Below are 14,758 nucleotides of genomic sequence, written 5' to 3' on the forward strand. Positions count from 1 at the left end.
GACTTACTGCAATCTCATGGGGTCAACTGATGGACTGACCTTTGAAGCCTTTATTTCCCAGAAACTTGTGCCTAAGTTATGGAAAGGTGCCTGTGTCATCCTGGATAACTGCTCTATTCATCTGGGTGAAGACGTTAGAAATTTGATTGAGGATGCAGGAGCCAAGCTAATTTTCCTACCCCCTTACTCACCAGACTTTTCGCCTATCGAGAATTGCTTTTCAAAGATTAAGAGCATTCTGCGTTCGATTAAGGCACGCAGTTATCCAGAACTTGCCAAAGCTATTGATGAAGCTTTCTCCCAGGTGTCATCGAGCGACTTAAGGAACTGGTTCTCTCATTGCTGTTACTGTGCCTCACCAGCATAAAAAACGCTGTATTTGAGCAACTCAAACTCTTTCATCGTCAGTTCGATCGCGCGCTCACTCCGAAACGCCTGCCGGGTGGAAAGATCCAACACCAGATCACCAAACCGAAGCTGTTGGGTCCCCTCTGGATCGGGTTGCAGATACAGGCGAATCAGATTGAGGAACTCGTCCGTCCGATAAGGCTTCAGGAAGTAGTCATCGGCACCGGCTTCCAGACAGGCAACTCGATCCTCGACCGTGTCTCGTGACATCAACAACAACATGGGAACCCGCGTGCCCATACTGCGGAGCTGATTGCATAACCGGAGGCCAGAATCTCCGGTCAGCATCCGATCGATCACAATCAACGCCGGTTGCACCTCACGGACCTGGGAAATCCCACTATTGGCATCATGAGCCAGTACCGCATCGTAGCCTGACTCCTTCAGATCCAGATAGACATTTTGAGCCAGCGACTCGTCCGGCTCGATCACCAGAACTCGGGGCAGTTGTTCGAGAGTTCCTGTACTCATAGGAGAAGCTCATCCACTGGTGATGAGTATAAATACTTGCACGCCTCTTTGTTGTAGCACGATCGCGATCGAATTGGGGACTATGCACCAAAACGATCGCGACAGGACAAACAGGAACAACCTTTGGGGTTGTCCTGAGTCCATGCCATCAATGGGTTAGGGCAATTCTACTGACGTAGGCTTGGCAATATGGGGTAGCCCCCAACCCAATTTCTCCCGCAGAAGATGGAAAAATTCTGGGGGCCGCAGCCGAATAAACCGGGCTGAGTATCCTGACTTTCGAATCAGCACATAATCATCTGGAAGCACAAAGCAGGCTGCATTGCCATCTACGGTCACCACCAACCGGGTCGGATTGGCTGGAAAAATCATCACCGATTCCTGATCTGGAAAGACCAGCGCCCGGGACGCCAGAGAGTGGGGGCAGATCGGGACAAGCTGCATCACGGGCACGCCCGGAGCAATCACCGGGCCACCCGCAGAAAGGGAATAGGCAGTTGAGCCTGTTGGGGTACAGACGATCAGCCCATCGGCAGCAATATCCACCGTGGCATGGCGGCCAATTTGAATTTCAAAGTGGCACATGCTGGTCAGGGGCTCCCGATGAATCACCATCTCATTCAGACAGAGGGCTTCCCAGAGCAGGGTATTCTCCCGAAAAATCTGAACGGATAACATGACCCGTTCCTCAATCTCGTAATGACCGGCCATGACCTTTTCAATCGCTTGGGGAAGCTGATTCAAATAGGTTTCTGTCAAAAAACCCATGTGCCCCGTATTGATCGCTAGTATCGGTATCCCAGCCGGAGCGATCTGCCGAAAAGCAGCCAGCACAGTACCGTCTCCGCCTAGAGCTACCGCAAAAGTCATATCCTGATCAAACCCCGACGGAACCAGATACTCGATCGAGGTATGACAGACAGGCCCTTCAGGCCCAGAACAGCCCAGGATGCCACCAATCCCTGTGGTCAGGCAGACTTCCCAACCAGCATGGGTCAACTTTTGCTCCAGTTCCTTAGCAGCGCGACATGCGGCAGGCTTAATATCGTTGTAAATAATGCCAGCTTTAGGCACACTTCAAGTCCAGGTTGCGTGAGCTAGAAGGGAAACTTTTTCTTCGACTGCTTTTTAGCAGATTGTTCGTAGTCCAGTTCCTTCAATTTCTTAAGAATACGGGCAAAGTAATCCTGCAGATAAGCTTCCAGCGTAGTTGTTTCTTGCGGATTCAGGCCGAAAACCTGGTAAACCTCTTCCATGGGGGCATTGAGGGGGTTACCCGTTGCCAAAACCTCCGTAAAGGCTAGACGATCGGCCACATTCCAGGTCCATTTAAAAAAGCGGGCCGTTCGCCGAACTGTTCGCAACAGGTTAATCGGCATCCGGGTGATTTTCGCTTCCTGACCTGAGAGTCGTTCGCACAGGCGAATAATCTCATAGCTACTCCAGGCCCGAGAACCGACAACCGGGAAGGACTTCCCTGCGGTCGCAGGAACGGAGAGCGCCCGCACTGCAAACTTGGCGATATCCTGGGTATCCATATAGGCGATCGGAGAGGTTTCACCCATCACCCAGACCGCCTGCCGCTCCAGAATCGGAATGGCATACTGACTGATTAACCCCTGTAAAAAGCCACAGGGGCGCAGGATCGTGTAATTCAGACCAGATTCTGCCAGGAAGACTTCTGTACAGCGCTTGACTTCCATCAAGGGAACCTCCGGAAACTTCTCAGCATCCAGAATCGAAAAGAAGACAAATCGTTCGACACCAGCAGTCTTGGCTGCTTGAATCAAATTGACTTGGCCTTCCCAATCCACCTGCTTAATGCTGAGGGAATCCGTCGGACGGGCCGTTGCGGCATCAATCACAGCACTAATCCCGGCCAGAGCAGGGGGTAAACTTTCTGGCTCACACAGGTCTCCCCGAATCAGCTCAGCCCCCCACTCTTTCAAAAAAGCTGCTTTCTTAAGGCTTCTAACCAGGCAACGAACTTGATAACCCTCATCCAGGGCACGTCGTGTCACCTGTCTTCCGAGGGTACCAGTGGCACCCACAACTAATAAACTCATCAGGAATGTAACAGTGAATTGTTAACTTTTATAAAAGTCTATCAGAAATTACGGTCCGCTCACATTCAAAGCGGTGTAATTCCATTTCTGTTTCTGTTACTCTTCGCCGCCTTGAATCTTCAGCAACACAAACCCCATGCCCAGGCCAACCAGAATCAGGGTGGATGACAGAATAGCTGCAGACATCATTTCGCTCATTGGATCTACCTCAAGTGGATATGGAGAAACTATCGTCAGACTAGGGTTAGGAACAATCAATCTTGCGAGGTGAAGGCTCGGTTCCCCACAGGGGGAGCAGGCCCTTCCATCCCCAGCAAAATTTCTGTTTTGGTGTAATACAGATAAGGACGCCGGAGCAGAATCCTGCCATAGGAGACTTTAGCTGATCATCAACGGCCTTTCCTAACGAAGACATTGTAATCCAGAAGCGATCCCTGATAGACATGCCGGAGATATCCCCATCCTCCCCTCACCTGGCCGTTACCCTGGGCGATCCTGCCGGAATTGGCCCAGAAGTGATTCTGAAAGCCCTGGCCGATCGTGACCTGTGGGCTAGCTGCACTCTCACTGTTGTCGGAAGTCGTCGCCTCCTGGAAGCCTCTTACCAGCGGTTGCACCAAGCCCCCCATCTCTCTGCCCCGATCGTCGATCCGGCACAACTCTCGATTTTGGATATCGAATTAGATTCATCTATCGTTCAGGCGATCTTGCCTGGTCAGGGGAATGCCGCCAGTGGCGAGGCCAGTTTCATCTACCTGATGACCGCGATTCAGCAAACCCTGGCCGGGCAATTCGATGGTATTGTCACAGGACCAATTTCCAAAGCAGCCTGGACTGCCGCCGGTCATCCCTATCCGGGTCAAACAGAACTATTGGCAGAGCAGGCCGGGGTGACGCGATATGGCATGCTCTTCGTGGCTCGATCGCCGCACACAGGCTTGACCTTGAGGACCTTGCTGGCCACCACCCATATTCCCCTGTGCCAGGTCCCTGGTATGTTGGGTCCAGAATTGCTCAGTACCAAGCTGAACCTGCTGCTAGATTGCCTGGAGCGGGACTTTGGTTTGACCCGTCCCAGCATCGCCATTGCTGGATTAAATCCCCACAGCGGTGAACAGGGTCAGTTAGGCCGGGAGGAACAGGATTGGCTCATCCCCTGGCTCCAGGACACCCGATTGCGCCTCCCCCACCTGATCCTGGATGGCCCTATCCCACCAGATACTCTCTGGGTCAAGCCCGGCCAGGCTTGGTATGGACCGCATGCCCCCCTTGCCCATGATGCCTACCTCGCCCTATACCACGATCAGGGGCTCATCCCGGTGAAGCTCCTCGCTTTCGATCGAGCGGTCAATACCTCGATTGGATTACCGTTTATCCGTACCTCTCCTGATCATGGAACGGCTTTCGATATCGTCGATCGGGGAATTGCCGATGCAACCAGCTTGCGAGCCGCAATTCAATTTGCGATTGAGATCTCGAATAAGCGGAAGCGGTCTCTGTAACTGCACCAGTAACACTCCAGGCATGCAGGTGTCTCCAGCCCCCAGGGGATTGCATTACCTGGGGACATTTGAATTCAAGCAAACGCTGAAGATTAACTAAAGGTTAGAAAAAAGGAGAGTGGGTCAAAGTTTAATGACTTTTGTAATCTAAATTAATATAATCATCAAGAGAGCAGCGTGAAAATAGAAAATGTTCAGTATAGCCGAATACAAAGTCAAGCTATATCAAGTTAGCGTTCAATTCTTGCGCATCATTCGCGACTTTAGCAGTTTCAACTATAAGATTTCTGAATCTTCCGGCATCAATTTTCTTGGAATCGATCATCAGAGCAACAGTCAGACCTATCTTTGGGGTGAGTTATGATTCAATCTATCCAGTACTCCCTAGATGTTATTCAGGATGAGGCCCGTCAGCTTGTTCAGAAAGGAGTAGTCAGTCGCCAGCAACCGATTTATGTTCTCTGCAACTACATTCCAGCCCGTGAGTGGGGTTGGGTAGAATCTGAGCTAGAAAAAAGTGACTTTCTCCTCAGAGATCGCATTGGCGACCTGATCAGTCATGAAAATTGGGAAAACGATTAAGTCGAGGTTTGACCCGTTTCGCTCCTGATCACCCTGGCTCCTACAGGAGCTTAGATTCAATAACCTGGAGTTCTTCAGCCCTCCCCGGGTTACTAAAATTGGGAAGTCTGCGTTAGCGGACCTCCCAATCATGATTTCAACTTGAGCGGCTAAAAAGTTTCAGCTTTAAACCTCTCGCTTCGAAGAGACTTTTCTACGCCTCTCCCCTTAGGAACGGGAATTAAATAACCTGGAGTTCTTCAGCCCTCACCCCCTGCCCCTCTCCCAAATTTGGGAGAGGGGCAGGGGGTGAGGGCAATCAGGAGTTTGACACTTTATTTAATTCTCATTCCTTAGCCGTTCGACTTCTGCCCTTAAGGCAGCAATCTGAGCGGTTAATGCCTCTAATTCTACCTGGGCATCAGGATTACCATTTCTCACAGTAACTCCATCTGCTCCCAATGGAGACGAAGCAGGATAGCGCTGCTGTTCCTGTTTATGAGCCCAGAAAGTATCAACAAAATTGCGGGCTTCCTGCTCGGTTGCTGCCCCTTTGGTGGCCCATTCCTCCGATAATTGACTCCATTGCTCAGACAACTGGGTGAAGCCCTGGTTCCGCTTTTGGGGATCCTGTAAGGTCTCAATTACAGAAGCGGCGGCCCCCAGGGAGATACGAAATCCTTTTTGTAAGAGCTGAAAAAGATTGTCAGAATTCATGGCTGCCCTTCTGCTTACTTTAGTAGTTTGGACTTAATGAAGTCGATCTACTCTGATTTTACTCTCCGGATTCGAACTGCAACATTCATTCACTAAACCTGTTCCAGATAATGGTTCAGGTCTTCCCGAATCCGGGTGAGTTCAGTCTCAGTGGTCAGACGAATTCGATCGTCCCGGAGCGTCACTAAAACCTTGGCGGCAAAGGGGGTTGGCCAGATATTGGGGTTGCAAAATAGTTCCAGGAAAACGTCGCCCTGGTAGCGATACTCCATCGACTGCTGTGGGTTGGCTTTTGCTCCACCCGGAATTCCCTTGGCTGCGACTGCTTTGAGACGCTCCATGAGTTCAGAAATTGCGGTTTGCAGATCTTGTGCCGCATCAGGGGTGAAACTGAAGGAAACAGACCCTTCCGTTAAATTCAGAGTCAGAGGAATAGAAACCATGGCTGGGGAACTTGATATTCTGAATCTTAATAGTACCGTTGCAGGGACCGAATGTGACCATTGATCAACGCCCTACTGTTCGTCGAGTTCTGATCATTACCCTGGTGCTCAATCTGTTGGTCATGATCTTGAAAGCAGTAGTTGGGTTTTTAACCGGATCTTTAAGCCTGCTCTCTGACGCCCTCCATAGTGTAACGGACAGTGCCAACAATATTCTGGGGCTTGTTGCCAGCCGCTTTTCCTCCCCCGAGCCCGATCGGGAACATCCCTATGGCCATCAAAAATATGAGGCGGTCGGAGCCCTGGGAATTGCTGCCTTTTTGGGGATCGCCTGTTTTGAAATTTTGTCGGGGGCGATCGAGCGGATCTTATATCCTCCCACAGAGCCACTGCGAATTTCTGCGGTGGAACTCTGGCTACTGCTCATTGTTCTGGGCATTAACATTTTTGTTGCTTTCTACGAGCGTCACATCGGGCAAAAAATCGGTAACGCTATTCTGATCGCAGACGCCAAGCATACGATGAGTGATATCTGGGTCACCATCACTGTTCTGGCTGGCCTGCTCGCCTTCTGGATGGGTGGAGCACGCTTTCCCTGGTTGCAATGGTTGGATGTCGGGTTAGCGTTCCCAGTCGCCCTGCTGGTGTTTTCCAGTGGTTGGTCTGTACTGCAGGACAATTTACCCTGGTTAGTGGATGAAATGGCGATCGCCCCAGAAGCTATCTACAGCATTGCGATGAAAGTGGAAGGGGTTTTGAACTGTCATGAAATTGCCTCCCGTGGTGTTGTGGGTCGGCAAGTTTTCATTGAAATGCATCTGATTGTCAATGTCACCGATGTGGAAACTTCCCACCAGATTACGGAAGAAATTGAAGCCCAGTTGCTCGAACAATACGGACCAGCCCGCATTGTCATTCATGTCGAACCCCCGAGATACTACTCGGATCAGATCAGCTTCAGCCAGAGTAACCCTGATATTCCCCTGGAAGAGAGCTAATGTCCATGGCTCTAGCGGAGCGATCGAATCGTCGCAATTGTGGCTGACGCGACCTGATCAATCTCCGGGCCTGTATTCAACCGGCCAATCCCAAACCGAATCGAGGCATAGGCTAGCTCATCAGCCAATCCTATTGCTTTCAACACATGGGACGGAGACATCTTGGCTGAAGTGCAGGCGGAGCCAGAAGACACCGCCACGATCGGTTGCAATCCCAGCAATAGTGCCTGTCCGTCCACCCCATCCACACTGACATTCAGGTTTCCCGGCAACCGCCGAGTCAGATGACCATTCAGCCGCACTCCATCCAGGCGGATCTGCTGCCAGAGGCGATCGCGCAATTCAGTCAACCGTTGAGTTTCCGTCACTCGCTCCACCAGAGCCAGTTCTACCGCTTTGCCAAAGCCCACAATTTGGGGGGTGTAGAGGGTGCCCGACCGCATCCCTCGCTCATGGCCCCCGCCATGGAGTTGGGGCGCAAGCTGGACCCTGGGATTGCGCCGCCGCACGTATAGTGCTCCAATCCCCTTCGGCCCATAGACCTTGTGAGCTGTCAGGGACATCAGATCGATCGACAGGGTTGCCACATCCAGAGGCACCTTGCCGATCGCCTGGGCCGCATCCGTGTGAAACAGCACGCCCCGATCGTGGCAGCGGGCTCCGATCTCAGCCAGGGGCTGCAACACCCCAATCTCGTTGTTGGCTGCCATCACCGACACCAGGATCGTATCCGGGCAGAAAGCCTGCTCCAGGTCCGCCAGATCCAGCAGGCCATCTGCCTGCACTGGCAGGAACGTTACCCGGAAGCCCAAGGACTGAAGATAGCGGCAGGGGTCCAGCACTGCCTTATGTTCCGTCTGCACTGTAATGATGTGTCGTCCCTGGTTGAAATAGGCTTCTGCGACTCCTTTAATCGCCAGGTTATTGGCTTCCGTCGCGCCACTGGTGAAGACAATTTCCTCTGGTTCCGCCCCGATCGCGATTGCCAATTGCTCTCGGGCCTGAGTCACTGCTGCCTCTGCTTCCCAGCCATACAGGTGAGAGACACTGGCTGGATTGCCAAACCGTTCCCGAAAATAGGGCAGCATGGTCTCGAGCACCCGATCGTCCATAGGAGTTGTCGCGTGGCAATCCAGATAAATAGGTCGATTCATCATGACGTTATGACCCGGTAGAACCGCGATTTATCACGGTTCAATTTATCACGGTTCATTCCGAGGCAGTTTCAGATTTATCACGTCCTTACTTGGATTTGGCTTCCAGGCTTTCCAGACGACTACGAAGTTCCTGATTTTCTTTCTTGATCTGATCGAGTTCCTCGCGCAACTGCTTCACAGCCTGATCGGAACCAACGCTCTTCTGGACTTTCTGGATCGCTTCCTCTGCAATCCGGCGGACTCGGCCATCAGGGGTCTGGTCTACTAGGGAATGCAGAATCCGGATCGCTTTCGGCGTTTCCATCTGGCCTAGAGCCATCACGACAGCCACCTGGGCCAGGAAGAAGGTTTCCTTGGACAGCTCGTTCAACCGGTCCAGAATACGTTCCAGATTGACGTTATTCTGGCCGATCGAAATTGCACCCAGAGAGCGAATTGCCGTTAAGCGTAGGGCTTGAGGGACACCCAACAGGGTGTATTCCAAAATCAGGTTCAGGGCTGCCTCAGAGGTTTTCATCTGACTGAGACCTCCGATCGCCCCCGAACGCACCATCTCATTCCAACCTCCACGCTCTTGGAGCACCAGTTTCAAGAGCTTGAGTACTTTCTCTTCCTTGGGCTTATCTCCTAAGGTGGAAGCTGCAATGGCTCCGATCGCCCGTGCTGCGGCTGCCTCCACATAGTAGCTGGGATCACCCTCTTCCACTAAGGGTTTCAGGGCTTTGTAACTCTCATGGGTTTTAATGGCTGCCAGACTCTCTACGACGGCCCGACGAACCCTGGCTTCGGGATCTTTTAAACCTGCAACGAGGGCTGTAAAGGATTGATCCAGTTTCACTTCCACAAGTTGACGACTCACTTCTGCGCGCACGCCCCAAAACCGATCGTGCTTCAAGGCTTGGGCCAAGGCTTTCACGGCTTCCAGCCCTCCTTTCTTGCCCAGGGCTTCGGCGGCAACAATTCGGGCCAGGGGATCGGGATCATGGGCCAGCTGGGCTTTCAGTTCGGCAACAGGATAGTCCAGCGTGACTGTCTTCAGAATGTGATTGCCCTGGTCGAAACTGATGAAATCTGGTTTTTTGTCTAGCGGAAAATAAAAGCTCTGTTCCCGCTCATGGATGCGGACTGTGAAGGATTTCAGTTCAGGCTGGTGATTCTCATCTCCCACGGCATCCGATTGCACATAGCCAAAGGCGATCGGAATTTTCAGGTCAAACAGATCACTCCGACTGCCGTTGGTCCCTTCTTTGGCATGGGTCTGGGTTACAGTGATTTTCGCCAGATTACTGTCTCCATCCCAGGAGTAGCCAACCTTGTAGTCGGGGTGTCCGCCTCGGAACACATATTGATCAAACAGGTAGAGCAGGTTACGACCCGTTGCTTTTTCGATCGCTCGCAGCAGATCTACCGTTTCCACGGTTCCATGCGCATTGTCATTGACGAAAGTTGAAATGGCTTTCCAGAAGAATTCATCTCCCAACTCGGCCCGAATCATGTGGTAGACGCAGGCACCCTTTTCATATAGGTGCCGGTCATAGAGTTCGATCGCTTCCCGATAGACATGGGTGACGATCGGACGCCGATAGCGGGAACTGTCCTCGCTCAGATAGTTGCGGGCTTCATTCAGGCGATAGTAGGCAGCCTCTTCCACCCCGTATTCCTCTTCTGTCCACATCACCTCCGAATAGGAGGCCATGCCTTCCTTCAACCAGGCATGGGACCAGTGCTTAATCACAACCAGGTCCCCGAACCACTGGTGGGCGAGTTCGTGGGCCACGAGACTCTCGGTGCTGCGGTTATCCAGAGCCGCTCGCTCATCCAGCAGGCAACGATCGGTCAGCAGGGTGGCAGAGGTATTCTCCATGCCCCCGAAAATGAAGTCATCCACACAGACCTGGGCATACTTGGGAAAAGGATAGGGATAGCCAAAAGCCGAGCTGAAATACTCAATCATCCGTGGTGTTTTACCCATGCTGCGGCGGGCATTTTCCATCCGGCCCTTATCCACGTAGTAGGTTACTGGCTTCCCCTTCCACTCATCCTGGATCTCAGCAAAGTCCCCCACGGCCAGGGCCATCAGATAGGTGGGATGAACTTGAGTCTGAGACCAGTGATAGATTTTTTCTCCCCCATCTACCTGAGTTTCCAGCAGTTCACCATTGGAAACAGCCAGGTATTGTCGGGGAACCCGGACTCGAATTTCGGAGGTGGCCAGTTGTCCCGGGTAGTCAAAGCAGGGAAACCAGTAGCGTGAGTCCTCGTCTTCCCCTTGAGTCCAAACTTGAACGGGTTTATCAGGATAATCTGCATCCGGCCCGACAAAATAGAGACCTCTTTGGGGCTGATCAACTCGGTAAGGAATGACCAAGATCACAGGCTTACCCGCCTGAAGCGGCTCGGTCAGATGAATATGCAATTGCTCTCCGTCATAATCAAACGGCTGCGGCATATCCTGAATCAAAACAGATTCAATCTGTAAGTTAACCGCATCCAGTGTCAGTGTTGTGATCCCACTCCGCACTGGATTGAGCCGAATGGAGCAAGTCCCCTGATAGCTCTTGTCCGAGAAATTAAGCGCCAGGTCTAGAAAGATGTGCTCCACCTGGCCCGGACGATCGGGATTGTAGTGAGGCCGGGCACCAGGCAACTCAAAAGAGCGATGCCCATTGTTGTCCGCATCAATATTAAATTGCAACATTGGGAGAGAACCCTGTCTAACGGAGTAAAAGAGTGATATCAATTTCATCAATGATGACGGCAAATCTTTGTCACAGAACGGGATAAGGAACGCTCCCTACTGTCACAGAACGGATTAGCAAGTCTTCATCAAATGGCAGTTGCTCCAATCCTAAATTATAAACAAGTTTAAAGATTGTCTGAGGAAATTAGGGTACCGTATTCTTCCCTGTTTAGCGACCGGGGCATAATGGCCCATAACGGGCTACGCCAACCTTCTCCCAAATAAAAAAGCCATCCCTGGGGATGACTTGTCGGAATCAAGGTGGAGGTTCAATGAATCAGGGATAGGATAGATCCCTATCCCCACTGCTAATGTCAATTAGACGTCGTAGTATAGAGCAAACTCGTAGGGATGGGGCCGCAGGCTCATCGGCAGCACCTCATTGTCCAGCTTGTAGCTGATCCAGGTGTTGATGAAGTCTTCAGTGAAGACGCCACCCACAGTCAGGAACTCGTGATCCGCTTCCAGAGCCTTGAGGGCATCCATCAGGGAACCCGGTGTGGAAGGAACCTTCGCCAGTTCTTCCGGGCTGAGATCGTAGATGTCCACATCCAGAGGCTCACCCGGATGAATTTTGTTCTTAATCCCATCAATCCCCGCACAGAGCATGGCAGCAAAGGCCAGGTAGGGGTTGGAGGTTGCGTCGGGACAACGGAATTCCAGGCGCTTCGCTTTAGGATTGCTTCCAGACAACGGAATCCGCACGGAAGCGGAACGGTTACCCTGGGAGTAAGCCAGGTTCACCGGGGCCTCAAAGCCAGGAACCAGACGCTTGTAAGAGTTGGTTGTCGGGTTGGTTAGGGCCAATAGCGCTGGCGCATGCTTCAGCAGACCACCAATGTAATACAAAGCCGTCTCACTCAGGTTGGCATAGCCATCGCCCCAGAAGAGGGGTTGACCATCTCTCCAGATGGACTGGTGGGTGTGCATCCCAGAACCGTTGTCATTGAACAGGGGTTTGGGCATGAATGTAACCGTTTTCCCATGTTTCTTGGCTACGTTCTTGATGCAGTACTTATAGGTCATCAGGTAGTCAGCGGCCTGGACCAACTTGGCAAAGCGGAAACCCAGTTCACACTGACCACCCGTGGCCACCTCATGGTGATGCTTCTCGATCGGTACCCCACAGGCTGCCATCGTCAGCAACATTTCAGTCCGAATATCTTGCAGGGTATCGGTGGGAGCAACTGGGAAATAACCTTCTTTGTAGCGGGGTTTGTAACCTAGGTTGCCACCTGCTTCTTCCCGACCAGAGTTCCAACGGCCTTCAACCGTATCAACGTAGTAAAATCCTTTGTTCTCAGCCTGGTCGAAGCGCACATCTTCAAACACAAAGAATTCAGCTTCTGGACCAATGTAGGCAGTGTCGCCGATACCCGTGGCGTTCAAATAATCGATCGCCTTTTGCGCAATCACACGGGGACAACGGTTGTAAGGTTCGCCAGTCCGAGGTTCCTTGATACTACAAATAATGCTAAGGGTTGGCTCCGCCATGAAAGGATCAATCCAGGCCGTTGTCGGATCCAGCACCATGGCCATATCCGACTCGTTAATTGCCTTCCAACCCCGAATGCTGGAACCATCGAAAGGAACACCACTGTCAAAGCTGCTCTCATCAATTTGATCGTGGTACACCGTCAGGTGCTGCCAGGTACCTGGCATATCAATAAACTTCAGATCAATCATCTTGATCTTTTCATCTTGAATCCGTTTCAAAACCTCTTGTGGGGTCGCGGCCATGAATTACTCCTTAATCTCTAGGCAGATCTGAAGGGAAAACCTTCAGTTACTTAACTTGCAGTGATAGTTACTTCAGTGGTCTGAATCCAGGCGAATTTCAGTCTGTTGGCCACCACTGAGCCTCGCCATAAGTTCTTACAGCAGTGACTCTCAAGCACCTGAACAATGGTAGGAACAGGATAGGCGATGTTTTGTATCCATAACTACAAAAAATCAGTTGTCTTGGCGTAAAGGGTGCTGCTTGCCTGAATTTGAAACCTTCCTAGCCCCTTTAGGCCCCTACTCTGGATACAAAATTTAACACTAAAGGAGCCAGGGAAGCCAAATTTAGGCTCAATGTGGCTGATCCCACCATGGTAGACTAATCGCTGAATCAATCATTAAGTAATCACGTATAGAAAACCTGGGGAGAACTGTTTCATGCGGGACGCAGTGACGAGCCTGATTAAGAACTATGACCTTACAGGTCGGTATTTAGATCGGGATGCGATGGATTCTCTGAAGTCTTACTTCGCATCAGGTACAGCACGGGTCCAGGTGGCTGCCCTTATTAATGCCAATGCCGCCACAATCGTTAAACAGGCTGGATTAAAACTTTTTGAAGAGCTCCCTGAACTCATTCGGCCCGGTGGGAATGCCTACACAACTCGCCGCTATGCCGCCTGCTTAAGAGATATGGACTATTATCTCCGCTATGCCAGCTATTCCCTGGTTGCCGGAGATACAGACGTTCTGGATGAGCGAGTTCTGGAAGGTTTACGGGAAACCTACAACTCCCTGGGGGTACCCATTAGCCCCACGGTGCGTGGAATTCAGATCATGAAAGACCTGATCAAAGAGCAGGCTGCAGCAGCAGGTGTAGACAATGCTATTGTGGACCAGCCTTTTGACTACATGACCCGTGAATTGAGTGAAAAGGATATCTAGCCTTAAGTTGCTACTCTGGATAGATTTTTGGGGGGAGGTAAGGGTACCTCCCTCTTACTTTTGAGGCCCACTTCTATTCTTCGGAACTGTGTTGATGACTGGGCCATTCCAGCGGCACCGGATCGTATCCCCCTGGATGGAACGGATGACATCTTAGAATTCGTCGCAGCGCCAACCACCCTCCACGCCAGGGGCCAAACCGCTCGATCGCTTCCAGGGCATAGCAGGAGCAGGTGGGTTGATAGCGGCAGGCCGGGAGAAAAAGGGGAGAGATTCCAACTTGGTACCCTCGAATCATCCAGATCAGCAGACTTTTCATGAAAAATTTCTTGTCAAACCTTCTTCAACTCACTGTATACTAGGAGGTCTGCGAAGAGTTATACAGAGTATCAGAGGTTAGTCCATGTCCCGCTATCGAGGTCCGCGCCTCAGAATTGTACGTCGCCTTGGGGATTTGCCAGGTTTGACCCGTAAGTCTGCCAGACGGGCCTATCCACCCGGCCAACATGGTCAGGATCGGAAGAAAAAGTCCGAATATGCCATCCGTCTGGAGGAGAAACAGAAGCTCCGGTTCAATTACGGCCTGACCGAAAGGCAATTGCTTCGCTACGTTCGAAAAGCGAGACGGGCCAGTGGTTCCACCGGTCAGGTTCTGCTGCAATTGCTGGAAATGCGCCTCGACAATACGGTGTTTCGCCTGGGCATGGCCCCCACTATTCCGGCTGCTCGCCAACTTGTCAACCATGGCCACGTCACGGTTAACGGTAAATCCGTTAACATCGCCAGCTTCCACTGTAAAGCTGGGGATGTGATCGCGATTCAGAGTTCCGATCGATCCCGCAAAATGGTTGAGCAGAATCTCCAATTTCCTGGTCTAGCCCATATCCCCAGCCACTTGGAATTTGACAAAGAGAAGCTGGTGGGTAAGGTTAATGGGACTATTGAGCGGGAGTGGGTCGCCCTTCAGGTCAATGAACTGCTTGTGGTGGAATACTACTCCAGACAGGCATAGGTTCCCGCAATCTGTT

General features: G+C 51.6%; 16 protein-coding genes. 6 read left to right on the forward strand and 10 right to left on the reverse strand.

Annotation, left to right across the window (positions count from 1 at the left end; all coding sequences use genetic code 11):
- On the forward strand, positions 1-367 hold a 367-nt coding region (locus tag BST81_RS14240), incomplete at its 5' end, for a transposase (protein WP_143780351.1).
- Here BST81_RS14240 and BST81_RS14245 read toward each other — a convergent pair.
- From BST81_RS14245 to BST81_RS14260, 4 genes are all read right to left on the reverse strand, one after another.
- On the reverse strand, positions 346-879 hold the full coding sequence (locus BST81_RS14245) for a response regulator transcription factor (RefSeq protein ID WP_075599178.1): 534 nt from the start codon (positions 877-879) through the stop codon (positions 346-348). The genes BST81_RS14240 and BST81_RS14245 overlap by 22 nt on opposite strands.
- A 156-nt stretch (positions 880-1,035) precedes the next feature.
- Positions 1,036-1,953 (reverse strand): NAD(+) kinase, encoded by a 918-nt coding sequence (locus tag BST81_RS14250; RefSeq protein ID WP_075599179.1) that lies wholly within the window; start codon positions 1,951-1,953, stop codon positions 1,036-1,038.
- 23 nt (positions 1,954-1,976) lie between these two features.
- Positions 1,977-2,945 carry an SDR family oxidoreductase gene (locus tag BST81_RS14255; protein WP_075599180.1) on the reverse strand — a complete coding sequence of 323 codons (969 nt, stop codon included), beginning with the start codon at positions 2,943-2,945 and terminating at the stop codon, positions 1,977-1,979.
- Between the two features lie 96 nt (positions 2,946-3,041).
- Positions 3,042-3,143, reverse strand: a complete 102-nt coding sequence (locus BST81_RS14260; protein WP_075599181.1) for a PetM family cytochrome b6-f complex subunit 7 — start codon at positions 3,141-3,143, stop codon at positions 3,042-3,044.
- 245 nt (positions 3,144-3,388) lie between these two features.
- On the opposite strand from BST81_RS14260, the gene pdxA reads away from it, so the two are divergent.
- Together pdxA and BST81_RS14270 are read left to right on the forward strand one after the other, a co-directional pair.
- Entirely contained in the window at positions 3,389-4,447 is a 1,059-nt protein-coding gene (gene pdxA / locus BST81_RS14265) for a 4-hydroxythreonine-4-phosphate dehydrogenase PdxA (RefSeq protein ID WP_083636873.1), read from the forward strand.
- 360 nt (positions 4,448-4,807) lie between these two features.
- Complete coding sequence (locus BST81_RS14270) at positions 4,808-5,029, forward strand: DUF4327 family protein (protein ID WP_075599183.1); 222 nt, start codon at positions 4,808-4,810, stop codon at positions 5,027-5,029.
- A gap of 318 nt (positions 5,030-5,347) precedes the next feature.
- Here BST81_RS14270 and BST81_RS14275 read toward each other — a convergent pair whose 3' ends face one another.
- Positions 5,348-5,725 carry a hypothetical protein gene (locus BST81_RS14275; protein ID WP_075599184.1) on the reverse strand — a complete coding sequence of 126 codons (378 nt, stop codon included), beginning with the start codon at positions 5,723-5,725 and terminating at the stop codon, positions 5,348-5,350.
- Between the two features lie 92 nt (positions 5,726-5,817).
- Positions 5,818-6,168, reverse strand: a complete 351-nt coding sequence (locus BST81_RS14280) for a hypothetical protein (RefSeq protein ID WP_075599185.1) — start codon at positions 6,166-6,168, stop codon at positions 5,818-5,820.
- Between the two features lie 53 nt (positions 6,169-6,221).
- Between BST81_RS14280 and BST81_RS14285 the strand changes: the two genes are divergently transcribed.
- Positions 6,222-7,166 carry a cation diffusion facilitator family transporter gene (locus BST81_RS14285; RefSeq protein WP_075599186.1) on the forward strand — a complete coding sequence of 315 codons (945 nt, stop codon included), beginning with the start codon at positions 6,222-6,224 and terminating at the stop codon, positions 7,164-7,166.
- A gap of 11 nt (positions 7,167-7,177) precedes the next feature.
- Here the strand turns inward: BST81_RS14285 and BST81_RS14290 are convergent, their stop codons facing one another.
- The 3 genes from BST81_RS14290 to glnA form a co-directional block, all read right to left on the reverse strand.
- Positions 7,178-8,323 carry an aminotransferase class V-fold PLP-dependent enzyme gene (locus BST81_RS14290; protein ID WP_075599187.1) on the reverse strand — a complete coding sequence of 382 codons (1,146 nt, stop codon included), beginning with the start codon at positions 8,321-8,323 and terminating at the stop codon, positions 7,178-7,180.
- Between the two features lie 85 nt (positions 8,324-8,408).
- A complete protein-coding gene (locus BST81_RS14295) occupies positions 8,409-11,021 on the reverse strand; it encodes a M1 family metallopeptidase (RefSeq protein WP_075599188.1) in 2,613 nt (870 codons plus the stop codon).
- A 360-nt stretch (positions 11,022-11,381) separates the two neighbouring features.
- Positions 11,382-12,803, reverse strand: a complete 1,422-nt coding sequence (gene glnA, locus BST81_RS14300; protein WP_075599189.1) for a type I glutamate--ammonia ligase — start codon at positions 12,801-12,803, stop codon at positions 11,382-11,384.
- A gap of 420 nt (positions 12,804-13,223) precedes the next feature.
- Here glnA and apcB point away from each other — a divergent pair, with 420 nt between their 5' ends.
- Complete coding sequence (gene apcB / locus BST81_RS14305; protein WP_075599190.1) at positions 13,224-13,730, forward strand: allophycocyanin subunit beta; 507 nt, start codon at positions 13,224-13,226, stop codon at positions 13,728-13,730.
- Between the two features lie 73 nt (positions 13,731-13,803).
- Here the strand turns inward: apcB and yidD are convergent, their stop codons facing one another.
- Entirely contained in the window at positions 13,804-14,049 is a 246-nt protein-coding gene (gene yidD / locus BST81_RS14310) for a membrane protein insertion efficiency factor YidD (protein ID WP_075599191.1), read from the reverse strand.
- Between the two features lie 84 nt (positions 14,050-14,133).
- Between yidD and rpsD the strand changes: the two genes are divergently transcribed.
- Positions 14,134-14,742, forward strand: a complete 609-nt coding sequence (rpsD, locus tag BST81_RS14315; protein ID WP_075599192.1) for a 30S ribosomal protein S4 — start codon at positions 14,134-14,136, stop codon at positions 14,740-14,742.
- Positions 14,743-14,758 lie beyond the last annotated feature (16 nt).

Origin of the sequence: Leptolyngbya sp. 'hensonii' (assembly GCF_001939115.1) — a bacterium.
Lineage (GTDB): Bacteria > Cyanobacteriota > Cyanobacteriia.

Coding starts and splice junctions, on each gene's coding strand:
- BST81_RS14295 (WP_075599188.1), bottom strand. CDS start 11,021: ATGTTGCAATTTAATATTGATGCGGACAACAATGGGCATCGCTCTTTT.
- BST81_RS14290 (WP_075599187.1), bottom strand. CDS start 8,323: ATGATGAATCGACCTATTTATCTGGATTGCCACGCGACAACTCCTATG.
- BST81_RS14280 (WP_075599185.1), bottom strand. CDS start 6,168: ATGGTTTCTATTCCTCTGACTCTGAATTTAACGGAAGGGTCTGTTTCC.
- yidD (WP_075599191.1), bottom strand. CDS start 14,049: ATGAAAAGTCTGCTGATCTGGATGATTCGAGGGTACCAAGTTGGAATC.
- BST81_RS14245 (WP_075599178.1), bottom strand. CDS start 879: ATGAGTACAGGAACTCTCGAACAACTGCCCCGAGTTCTGGTGATCGAG.
- glnA (WP_075599189.1), bottom strand. CDS start 12,803: ATGGCCGCGACCCCACAAGAGGTTTTGAAACGGATTCAAGATGAAAAG.
- BST81_RS14260 (WP_075599181.1), bottom strand. CDS start 3,143: ATGAGCGAAATGATGTCTGCAGCTATTCTGTCATCCACCCTGATTCTG.
- rpsD (WP_075599192.1), top strand. CDS start 14,134: ATGTCCCGCTATCGAGGTCCGCGCCTCAGAATTGTACGTCGCCTTGGG.
- BST81_RS14270 (WP_075599183.1), top strand. CDS start 4,808: ATGATTCAATCTATCCAGTACTCCCTAGATGTTATTCAGGATGAGGCC.
- BST81_RS14275 (WP_075599184.1), bottom strand. CDS start 5,725: ATGAATTCTGACAATCTTTTTCAGCTCTTACAAAAAGGATTTCGTATC.
- apcB (WP_075599190.1), top strand. CDS start 13,224: ATGCGGGACGCAGTGACGAGCCTGATTAAGAACTATGACCTTACAGGT.
- pdxA (WP_083636873.1), top strand. CDS start 3,389: ATGCCGGAGATATCCCCATCCTCCCCTCACCTGGCCGTTACCCTGGGC.
- BST81_RS14255 (WP_075599180.1), bottom strand. CDS start 2,945: ATGAGTTTATTAGTTGTGGGTGCCACTGGTACCCTCGGAAGACAGGTG.